Source organism: Melaminivora alkalimesophila, from assembly GCF_000282995.1.
Taxonomy (GTDB): domain Bacteria; phylum Pseudomonadota; class Gammaproteobacteria; order Burkholderiales; family Burkholderiaceae_C; genus Melaminivora; species Melaminivora alkalimesophila.
Genome location: NZ_ALEE01000099.1, coordinates 1 through 10,222 on the forward strand (window position 1 = coordinate 1; position 10,222 = coordinate 10,222).

Annotated in this window: 9 protein-coding genes; all 9 read left to right on the forward strand. The window is 67.7% G+C overall.

Annotated features, from left to right (window positions below; genetic code table 11):
• On the forward strand, positions 1-457 hold a 457-nt coding region (locus tag A612_RS01310), incomplete at its 5' end, for a flagellin (RefSeq protein WP_019372811.1).
• Between the two features lie 36 nt (positions 458-493).
• Positions 494-4,144 carry a glycosyltransferase gene (locus A612_RS01315; protein ID WP_019372812.1) on the forward strand — a complete coding sequence of 1,217 codons (3,651 nt, stop codon included), beginning with the start codon at positions 494-496 and terminating at the stop codon, positions 4,142-4,144.
• Between the two features lie 50 nt (positions 4,145-4,194).
• A complete protein-coding gene (locus A612_RS01320; protein ID WP_040435506.1) occupies positions 4,195-4,797 on the forward strand; it encodes a class I SAM-dependent methyltransferase in 603 nt (200 codons plus the stop codon).
• 84 nt (positions 4,798-4,881) lie between these two features.
• On the forward strand, positions 4,882-5,742 hold the full coding sequence (gene motA / locus A612_RS01325) for a flagellar motor stator protein MotA (RefSeq protein ID WP_019372814.1): 861 nt from the start codon (positions 4,882-4,884) through the stop codon (positions 5,740-5,742).
• Between the two features lie 60 nt (positions 5,743-5,802).
• Positions 5,803-6,762, forward strand: a complete 960-nt coding sequence (motB, locus tag A612_RS01330) for a flagellar motor protein MotB (RefSeq protein WP_019372815.1) — start codon at positions 5,803-5,805, stop codon at positions 6,760-6,762.
• A 76-nt stretch (positions 6,763-6,838) separates the two neighbouring features.
• Positions 6,839-7,225 (forward strand): chemotaxis response regulator CheY, encoded by a 387-nt coding sequence (gene cheY / locus A612_RS01335; RefSeq protein ID WP_040435507.1) that lies wholly within the window; start codon positions 6,839-6,841, stop codon positions 7,223-7,225.
• 1 nt (position 7,226) lies between these two features.
• Positions 7,227-7,865, forward strand: a complete 639-nt coding sequence (locus A612_RS01340) for a protein phosphatase CheZ (RefSeq protein WP_019372817.1) — start codon at positions 7,227-7,229, stop codon at positions 7,863-7,865.
• A gap of 103 nt (positions 7,866-7,968) precedes the next feature.
• A complete protein-coding gene (locus tag A612_RS01345; protein WP_019372818.1) occupies positions 7,969-9,141 on the forward strand; it encodes an EscU/YscU/HrcU family type III secretion system export apparatus switch protein in 1,173 nt (390 codons plus the stop codon).
• Between the two features lie 30 nt (positions 9,142-9,171).
• The coding region (locus A612_RS01350) for an FHIPEP family type III secretion protein (protein ID WP_019372819.1) at positions 9,172-10,222 on the forward strand (1,051 nt) is incomplete at its 3' end.

Here is a 10,222-nt window from a genome sequence, read left to right on the forward strand (position 1 = left end):
TGGCGAATCGATCCTGAACGGCACCAACAACTACGTGTTCCAAGTGGGCGCCAACGCCGACGCGGCCAACCAGATCACCATCGCCTCGGGCGACATGAGCCTGGCCAGCGCCGATGCGTTCCTGGCAGTGGCTTCCGGTGGCTCGGCAAGTGCGCTGAACACGGCCGCCGCGGCGAGCAACACGGCGGCGTTGGCGGCGCTGGATGAGGCCATCTCCGCGGTGAACGACCGCCGCGCCTCGCTGGGCGCGCTGCAAAGCCGCTTCGAGAACACCATCTCCTACCTGCGCACGGCCAGCGAGAACCAGTCCGCCGCACGCGGGCGCATCATGGACGCCGACTTCGCCGCCGAGACCTCCAACCTGAGCCGCACTCAAATCCTGCAGCAGGCCGGCACCGCCATGATCGCGCAGGCCAATCAGCTGCCGCAAAACGTCTTGAAGCTGCTGCAGGGGTAAACCAGAGCCGATGCGCCACGATTGCCCATAGCATCCATGAAGCCCGCGCCCGTCCAGCCGTACTACATCCACGCACCGCGCTCGCTGCACGACGCGGATCAGTCCACGGTCCAGCTGCATATGCTGTGCCACCAGCTCAACCGTGCCGGCTACGCCGCCTACCTGTCGGGCGCCCCTGTGGTCAATGGCGACTGGTGGACGCCGATGCTTTGCCCGCAGACCATGGCAGCCCATTACCTGGCCGGATTGGTGCCCATCGCCATCCAGGAGGAGTCCAGAGGCGAATTCGAGCTGCCGGGACTGCAAGTGCAGATGGTTCTGGCCTCGCAGTCGAACGATCCGGGCTACGCGCAGCCGCGTTTCATAAGTGCCCGACCCGGTCAGCCCGAATGGAACGAGGATGCGCTCAGGCTGGCGCTGCCGTGGTTCGACCCGGCACTGCTGGAGCGGATCGATCCCTCGGAGCAGAGATCCGGGGCACTGGTGTATTCGGGCCGGCTGCCGGGGCCCGGGTTCACGCTGCGGCCGGAGCACGCGGGCTTGCGTGACGTCTCGCCCCACGCCGCGTTGCCCCTCGGCACGCGCGAACGCTGGCAGGCGCTCGGCACGGCGCAGGTGCTGTTCGCCTACGCCGCCGGCAGCATCGTCACCGAGGCGCGCCTGCTGGGCTGCCAGGTGGTGTATGTGGCCAATGACCACCAGTTGCAGCGCTTTCCCGGACATGACCTGGACACCTGGGGCGTCGCGGCCAACTCCCTCGACAGGCCGCTGGATGCGCGTGCATACAGCCCTGCAATGTTCCGCCAGCATGTGGCACAACTGCTGCACGACGGGCCGGCATTGCTGAACCGCTTCATTGCTGCCACCCAGGCCGCAGCCGCAGCGCTGCAGCCCGCCCAGGGATGGCAGCCGCGGCATCTGCATGCCGTGGAGCCCCTGCTGCCTGCGGCGCCCGAGGAGCGCGCTCGCCGCGCGGACGAGCAGGCCACCGAGGCCTTGTGCAAGGGGTATGCGCTGTGGAAGACCAAGGCTGCGCCGAGCGAGGTCCACAGCGACATCTGCGCCGAACTGGTGGGCAGCGGTGTGGTGCGGCCCCCCACCGTTCACCTCTTCGCCCGGGGAAGAAGCGCAGAATCGATTGCCGACACCCTGGACAGCCTGGGCGCCGGCTGGCTGCAGCCACGGTGCATCGTCGTCCACGCCGATATCGATCCCCCCTGCGACCCTGCGGAACTGGGCGAAGGGTTGCACTGGTCCGGTCCCAGCGGGTCGGCATCGGCGAACGGAATGCCAGGGTGCGACGACGAATGGACCGTACTGCTCGATGCCGGAACGCGCCTGGAGCCGTACAGCCTGATCGAACTGCTTGCCTCTGCCGCGGGCAGCGCCGCACAAGTCGTCTATGCCGCCCATGACGTTGCCTTGTCCGAGGAGCAACACCTGCCGCATTTCAGTGGCGGGGCCAATCTCGAATGGCTGCGCGGCACCAATTACCTGGGAGGAGTGGTCGTGGTCCGGACTGCCGCCTGGTTGCCGCTGCCCGACCGCTGGCATTACGCTTGCGCTTACCGCCTCGCATTGCGCGCCAGCGCCACACACGGCGCAGCCGCCCTGCACTACGTCGACCAGGTGCTATCGCACAGCCCGCCGCATTTGGCGTCTGGGCAAGAGGCGCAGGAATTCACCGTCGCCCAGCAGGAACTGGAACAAGCCTACCCCGGCGCTACGCTGGCGGCCAGCGAGTTGGTGGGCTGCTGGGTACCGCAATACCCCGATCCGGGCTCGGCGCTGACGCTGCTGGTGCCCACAGGCAAGCAGCCCGGCTACCTGCGGTCGTTGCTGCTGTCATGCGTGCGCATGTATGCATCGGGCACCTTCAAGGAGGCATTGCTGCTGGCGCAGGACGAAGACCTGGCTTCCATGCAGCAGTTCGTAGGCGAGTGGCAGCATGCCGAGCAGCTGCCGCTGCGCCTGCTCGCCACGGGCTGCGGCAGCTACAACCATGCGCGCAGCCTCAATATCGGTCTGCGCGCAGCGCGCACCGAACTGGTGCTGGTCTGCGACGACGACGTCGAGCTGCTCGACGGCGTGGCGCTGCCGGCCCTGCGACGGCTGTTCACGCAGAAGGACATCGCCATCGCCGCACCGCGGCTGGTGCTGCAGCACGGCGAGACACCGACGGTGCTGGCCGGACCGCAGGTGGCAGGCAACGACGCCATGCTGCACAACTACGTAGGTGTACGGCAGGGCATCGCAGAACGCGGTCATCACAACCGCCTGCAGATGGCGCAGGACGTCGCCGGGGTGCACGGCGCGTGCTGGCTGGGGCATCGCGACGCCATCCTGGCGGTGGGCGGGCTCGACGAGGCCAATACGCCGCTGTTCCAGACCATGACCGATCTTGGCTACCGCCTGCAGCAATCGGGATGGAGGCTGGTGTGGACGCCGCGAGCGAATGTCCTGCATGCTGGCGGAGCAACCCTCAGGCTGCTGCGCCGCGACCCAATCCAGGCGCTCGCCCTGTCGCAAGCTGCCTTGCGCGAGCAGCACCATATGCGCGCCCGCTGGCTGGACTTCGTCGGCTCGCTCACGCTCTACAGCAAACACCTTCGCGGCGACCAGCCCTATGTGCTCGACGTGGACCTCGTGTGCCGCTGGCGCCACGATTACCGCATGCGCCCGCGCGTGCTGGCCCAGCCACTGTCCAGTGGCTCCGGTCAATATCGCGTGATCGAGCCCCTGGACGCCCTGCAGATGCACAGCCTGGCGGAGACCTGCGCCGTGACCCCGCCCAAGGCCGGGGTGAAGATGCGTCGCATCCTGAACGCGCTGGACATCTCGCGCCTGAAACCGGACAGGGTGCTGGTACAGCATTCCATCTTGGATGAGGATATTGCCAACTTGCGAGCCATCCGCGACGCACACCCCGATGTGTTCTTGGTGCAACTGGTCGATGACTTGACCTCGGAGCTTCCAGCCGCCCACCCCAACCACGCATTCGGACAGCGCGAAGGGCACACCCGCATGGTGCAGGCGCTGAATTTGAGCGACCGCCTGGTCGTCTCCACCCAGCCCCTGGCGGACTACTATCGGCAGTATTGTCCGGACGTGCACGTGGTGCCGAACGCACTCGATCCGCACCACTGGGGCGGTCTGGCGCGCACGGAACGCCAGTCACGCGAACGCCTGCGCCTCGGTTGGGCGGGGGCCGCGCAGCACCTGGGCGACCTGCGCCTGGTCGCATCCGTGGTGCGCGCCCTGGCGCCGGAGGTGGACTGGATATTCATGGGCATGTGCCCGGACGAACTGCGGCCCTACATCAAGGAATTTCACCCCTTCGTCTCCTACAAGGATTATCCGGCCAAGCTGGCCAGCCTGGACCTGGACATTGCGATTGCACCGCTCGAGGACAACCCCTTCAACGCCTGCAAGAGCAATTTGCGCCTGCTCGAGTACGGCGCCATGGGCTGGCCGGTGGTGTGCTCCGATGTCTACCCCTTCCGGACTGCGAACCCACCCGTGCTGCGTGTGCCCAACGACGAGCAGGCATGGCTGTCCGCACTGCGCCGTCTGATGGATGATCCGCAGCTGCGCCGTGCCCAGGGGCACGCGCTGCATGAGTGGTTGCAACGCAACTTTCTTCTGGAGCACCACGTGGAAGCTTGGCGCAAGGCGCTCCTGCACTGATTTGAGCGCGCCAGACGGCATCCTCCCGCCCCCTCACACACGACCTGACCATGAAAACACTGCTCCACGTGGGCTGCGGACCCCAGCGCAAGAACAGCACCACCCGCGGCTTCGATACTGACGAGTGGCAGGAACTGCGACTGGACATCGACGAGAGCGTCCAGCCGGACATCATCGGCAGCATGACCGACATGGCCGCGGTCCCGGACGGCTCGGTAGACGCCATCTTCTCCAGTCACAACATCGAGCATCTATACGCCCACGAAGTGCCCCAGGCTCTGCAGGAATTCCTGCGAGTCCTCAAGCCCGAGGGTTTCGCCGTCATTACCTGCCCGGACCTGCAGTCGGTATGCGCGCTGGTCGCGCAAGGCAAGCTGGTCCAGCCTGCTTACCACACCGCACTCGGTCTTCCGATCGCACCGCTGGACATACTGTATGGCTGGCGCCTACCCATGGCCGAGGGCAACTTGCACATGGCGCATCGCTGCGGTTTCACTGAGAAGGTGCTGCGCGACACCCTGCTGGGCGCTGGCTTTGGCAGCGTCGGCACGTTGTCGCGCCCGGAGTGCTTCGACCTGTGGGCAGTGGCGAGCAAGGAGACGCTCACCCACGAGGGCCTCACGCGTCTGGGCGAGCAGTACTTCTTCCGCTGATCCCCGGCGTTGCACGAATAGGGCTCGTTTGACTGTGCTGATCCGCAGTTCAGCCAGGGCGAGCCCTGACACAATCCGCGCACCATGCTCGTCATCCTCGGCTACCTGATCACCTTCGGCTGCGTGTTCGGCGTGTTCGTCGCGCACGGCGGCAACATCGGCGTGCTGCTGGAGGCGCTGCCCTACGAGATGATCACCATCGGCGGTGCGGCGCTGGGCTCGTTCATCGTGACCAACCAGCCCAAGGTGCTCAAGGCCACCTTCGCCACGCTGCCGCAGGTGCTCAAGGGCAGCAAGTACACCAAGGCGCGCTACATGGAGCTGATGGCCATGCTCTACGAGATCCTGCAGAAGGCGCGCAAGGAAGGCCTGATGGCCATCGAGCAGGACGTGGAGGAGCCGGAAAAGTCCGAGCTCTTCAAGAAGTTCCCCACGGTGGGCAGCGACCCGCACGTCGTCGAGTTCACCACCGACTACCTGCGCATGATGGTCTCGGGCAACCTGAACGCGCACGAGATCGAGTCGCTCATGGACAGCGAGATCGAGACCCACCACCAGGAAGCCCACGGGCCCGTGATGGCGCTCACGCGCCTGGCCGGTGCGCTGCCGGCCTTCGGCATCGTGGCCGCCGTGCTGGGCGTTGTGAACACCATGGGCTCGGTCGGCCAGCCGCCGGCGGTGCTGGGCGCCATGATCGCCTCGGCGCTGGTCGGCACCTTCCTGGGCATCCTGCTGGCCTATGGCGCGGTGGAGCCGCTCGCCGGGCTGCTGGAGCAGCGCGCCGAGGACGCGGTCAAGGAATTCCTGTGCATCAAGTCCACCCTGCTGGCGAGCATGCAGGGCTACAACCCGGCGACGGCCATCGAGTTCGGCCGCAAGGTCCTGTTCTCGACCGAGCGGCCGGGCTTTGCCGAACTCGAGGCCCACGTGAAGGGCAAGAAGTAAGACCGCTGCGAGCCTGCGGCCCCGAGGAACCGGGCGCCACGGCCGAGGTCCATTGCAAGCATGTCCGAGAAGAAGCTCCAGCCCATCATCATCAAGCGCGTCAAGAAGGGCGGCCACGGCCACCATGGCGGCGCCTGGAAGATCGCCTATGCCGACTTCGTGACGGCCATGATGGCGTTCTTCCTGCTGATGTGGCTGCTGGGCTCCACCGCCAAGGGCGAGTTGCAGGGGATTGCCGCCTACTTCGCCTCGCCCCTGAAGGTTTCGATGCAGGGGGGCGACGGCGCCGGCAACAGCTCGAGCATCATCCCCGGCGGCGGCAACGACCTGTCGAAGGTGCACGGCCAGGTGCGGCGCTCGGACGACGACAGCGCCATCAGCCGGCGCACCAGTCTGGAAGCGGCGCGCGCCGAGCGCGCCCGCATCGACGCCCAGCGCATCCGCGCGCTGCAGGCGAAGATCGACGCGATGATCACCGAGAACCCGCGCCTGAACGAGTACCGCTCGCAGATCCGCCTGGACCTGACGCCCGACGGCCTGCAGATCCAGATCGTGGACGACCAGAACCGCCCCATGTTCGACAGCGGCAGCGCTCTGGTCAAGCCCTACATGCGCGACATCCTGGCGGAGATCGGCGCCGCCCTCGGGAACGTGGAAAACCGCATCAGCCTGTCCGGGCACACCGATGCCGTACCCTATGGCAACGGCGACCGCGGCTACAGCAACTGGGAGCTGTCGGCCGACCGGGCGAACGCCTCGCGGCGCGAACTGGTGGCCGCCGGGATGCCGGACGCCAAGCTCGGGCGCGTGGTCGGCCTCGCGGCCAGCGACCTGCTGGAGCCGGAAAACCCGCGCGCGGCGGTCAACCGGCGCATCACCATCACCGTGCTCACGCACGAGGCCGAGGAGCGGCTGCTGGGCCGGCGCAACGTGGCCGTGCCCCTGCCGGCCCTGGCCCCTGCCTCCGCAGCGGTCAGCGAAAAGCCGGACAATGCGGCTTCCGCCCCGCCGGAGGGGTAACAACTTGTCACGCACGCGGGGTACCGTGACAATCGGTGCGGCCTTCCCTAGTTAAGTAAGACCGAAAGGGTCCCTTGTGTCTTCTGCCCTTCGTTTCCTGATCGTTGACGACTTTTCCACCATGCGTCGCATCGTGCGCAACCTGCTCAAGGAGAGCGGCTACGCCGACGCCGACGAGGCGGAAGACGGCGTGGTGGCGCTCAACAAGCTGCGCAACGGCCGCTTCGACTTCGTGGTCACGGACATCAACATGCCGAACATGAACGGCTTCCAGCTGCTCACGGAGATCAAGAAGGACGACAAGCTCAAGCACCTGCCGGTGCTGATGGTCACGGCCGAGGCGCGCAAGGAGGACATCGTCGCCGCCGCCCAGGGGGGCGCCGCCGGCTACATCGTCAAGCCGTTCACCAAGGCCACGCTCGAGGAGAAGGTCAACCTGATCCTGAAGAAGATGGGGTTGTGACATGGAGCCGCTGCACGGCGCCGCCTCTCAGCCGGGGGGCGGCCAGGACCAGGACATCCACCACAAGATCGGCCAGCTCACGCGCCAGCTGCACAGCGCCCTGACCGAGCTGGGCTATGCCGACCAGCTGCGCGGCACCATGGGCGAGCTGCCGGACGCGCAGAGCCGCCTGTCCTACATCGCCCGCCTGACGGGCGAGGCGGCAGAGAAAGTGCTCACGCGCGTCGAGCAGGCCAAGGCGCAGCACGACTTCATCGCCAGCGAGACGCGCCGCGTGGTCGAGGCGCTGCTGGCCGACCCGGTCGCCGCGGTCGCGAAGGGCGAGATCTTCAACTTCCTGACCGACGTGGAGCGCGTGACGCGCGAACTCGATACGCACCTGACCGAGATCATGATGGCGCAGGACTTCCACGACCTGACGGGCCAGGTGATCGCGCGCGTCGTGAACCTGGCGGCGACCATCGAGCAGCAGCTGGTGCAGCTGCTGATCCAGACGGCCCCGCCGGGCAGCGCTCCCGCAGCCGAGCCGGGCAACGCCAGCGCGCCGCTGCAGGGCCCGGTGGTCGAACCCGAGGGGCGCAGCGACGTGGTGACCAGCCAGTCGCAGGTGGACGACCTGCTCGCCAGCCTGGGCTTCTGAAGCCCGCGGCGGGCCGGTGAAATAGCGCCCGCAGGCCCCGTTATTCGGGCTTTAGCGCGGCCCGCGGCTGCCGACAATGGCGTGACCCGAAAGTCACGCCGCCATGGATTCCAGCCAGGACAAGAACCTCCCCGCCACCGAGCGCAAGCTCCAGAAGGCCCGCGACGACGGCCAGGCGCCGCGGTCGCGCGACCTGTCGCACCTGGCGATCCTGGGCATGGGCGCGCTGGCGCTGCTGGTGCTGGCGCCCTGGTTCACCGAATACCTGCAGCGCGCGCTGCGCCAGAGCCTGGTCTTCGACGCCGCCACGGTGCGCGCGCCGCTGGACATGCTGGCGCGGCTGAAGGCGCTGGTGCTGCTGGGCGTGGCGGGCAGCGTGGTGTTCTCCGCGCTGACGGCCGGCGCCGCGCTGCTGGCCGCCGTCGGAGCCGGGGGCTTCATCTTCAGCCTCAAGCCCATCCGGCCCCAGTTCAATCGCCTGAACCCGCTCAAGGGCCTTGCCAACCTGTTTTCCAAGCAGCAGCTGGCCAACGTCGCCAAGATGGTGCTGCTCACAGGCATCGTCGCCGCCATCGCCTGGCACTTCGTCGGGCGCGGCATCGAGCCGATGGCGCAGCTGGTGCTGCAGCCTTCGCCCGTGGCGCTGCGCCACGCCGGCCAGTGGATCGTCTCGGGCATGGCGCTGCTGCTGCTGGTGGTGTTCCTGTTCGCCGTGGTGGACGTGCCGCTGCAGGCTTTTTTCTTCAAGTCGCGCCTGAAGATGAGCCACGAGGAGGTCAAGCAGGAGCACAAGGAATCCGACGGCAACCCGCTGATCAAGGGCAAGATCCGCCAGAAGCAGCGCGAGGTCGCCGACCGCGCCAGCATCGCCGCCGTGCCCAAGGCCGACTTCGTGCTGATGAACCCCACGCACTACGCGGTGGCGCTGCAGTACGACGAGGCGAGCATGGGCGCGCCGCAGGTGGTCTCCAAGGGCACCGACCTGCTGGCTTTTCGCATCCGCGAGCTGGCGCAGCAGCACGGCGTGCCGGTGTTGCAGTCGCCCATGCTGGCGCGCGCGCTCTACGCCCACGCCGAGCTCGACCAGCCCATCCCCAGCCAGCTCTACACCGCCGTCGCGCAGGTGCTGGCCTATGTGTACCGCCTCAAGGCCGCGATGCGCGGCGAGGGCCACATGCCCGCGCAGCAGCCCGATCCGCAGGTGCCGGCGGAGCTCGATCCGCACTCGCCCGCGGCCCAGCGCCCGGCCGCCCTGCGCCGGCGCCGCGGTGCCTGACCCCAGACGATGACGCACGGGTAACGCACGATGACGCCCCCCACCTCGCTTTCCTCCGTCCGCCAGTGGGCCGGCAGCAACGGCTCGGCCCTGGCCGGCCTGTCGGCGCCGATGCTGGTGGTGGCCATCTTGGCGCTGATGGTGCTGCCCATCCCCGCGTGGCTGCTGGACACCTTCTTCACGCTGAACATCGCCGTCGCGCTGATGGTCATGATGGTCGCGGCCTACATGCTGCGCCCGCTGGATTTCGCGGCCTTCCCGTCGGTGCTGCTGCTGACCACGCTGATGCGGCTGTCGCTGAACGTCGCCTCCACGCGCGTGGTGCTGCTCGACGGCCACACCGGCCCGGGCGCGGCCGGTAAGGTGATCGAGGCGTTTGGACACTTCCTGATCGGCGGCAACTTCGCCGTGGGCCTGATCGTGTTCGCGATCCTGGTGGTGATCAACTTCGTGGTCGTCACCAAGGGCGCGGAGCGCATCGCCGAGGTCTCGGCGCGCTTCACGCTGGACGCCATGCCCGGCAAGCAGATGGCGGTGGACGCCGACCTGAACGCCGGCCTGATCGACGAGGCCGAGGCCAAGCGCCGCCGCGCCGAGGTGCAGGAAGAAGCCAATTTCTTCGGCTCCATGGACGGCGCGAGCAAGTTTGTGCGCGGCGACGCGATTGCCGGCATCCTGATCCTGATCATCAACATCATCGGCGGCTTTGCCATCGGCATGCTGCAGCACGGCCTGTCGGCCGGCGCGGCGGCCGACAGCTACATCCTGCTGGCCGTCGGTGACGCGCTGGTGGCGCAGATCCCGGGCCTGCTCATTTCCGTGGCCGCGGCGATGGTGATCTCGCGCGTGGGCAAGGACAACGACATGGGCCAGCAGATCGTGCAGCAGCTGTTCATGTCGCCGCGCGTGCTGGGCGTGGCCGGCGGCATCCTGGTGCTGCTGGGGCTGATCCCGGGCATGCCGCACGCGGTGTTCCTGATCATGGGCTCGGGCCTGGCCTGGGCGGCCTGGCTGCTGCTCCGGCGCCAGCGCCAGCCCGCTCCGGTAGAGGAGGCGCCGGCCGCGCCCGCCGGCGACGGCG

Bases quoted from the DNA above. Each gene is read 5' to 3' on its own strand.
- A612_RS01315 (WP_019372812.1), top strand. From the start codon at position 494: ATGAAGCCCGCGCCCGTCCAGCCGTACTACATCCACGCACCGCGCTCG.
- motB (WP_019372815.1), top strand. From the start codon at position 5,803: ATGTCCGAGAAGAAGCTCCAGCCCATCATCATCAAGCGCGTCAAGAAG.
- A612_RS01320 (WP_040435506.1), top strand. From the start codon at position 4,195: ATGAAAACACTGCTCCACGTGGGCTGCGGACCCCAGCGCAAGAACAGC.
- A612_RS01345 (WP_019372818.1), top strand. From the start codon at position 7,969: ATGGATTCCAGCCAGGACAAGAACCTCCCCGCCACCGAGCGCAAGCTC.
- motA (WP_019372814.1), top strand. From the start codon at position 4,882: ATGCTCGTCATCCTCGGCTACCTGATCACCTTCGGCTGCGTGTTCGGC.
- A612_RS01340 (WP_019372817.1), top strand. From the start codon at position 7,227: ATGGAGCCGCTGCACGGCGCCGCCTCTCAGCCGGGGGGCGGCCAGGAC.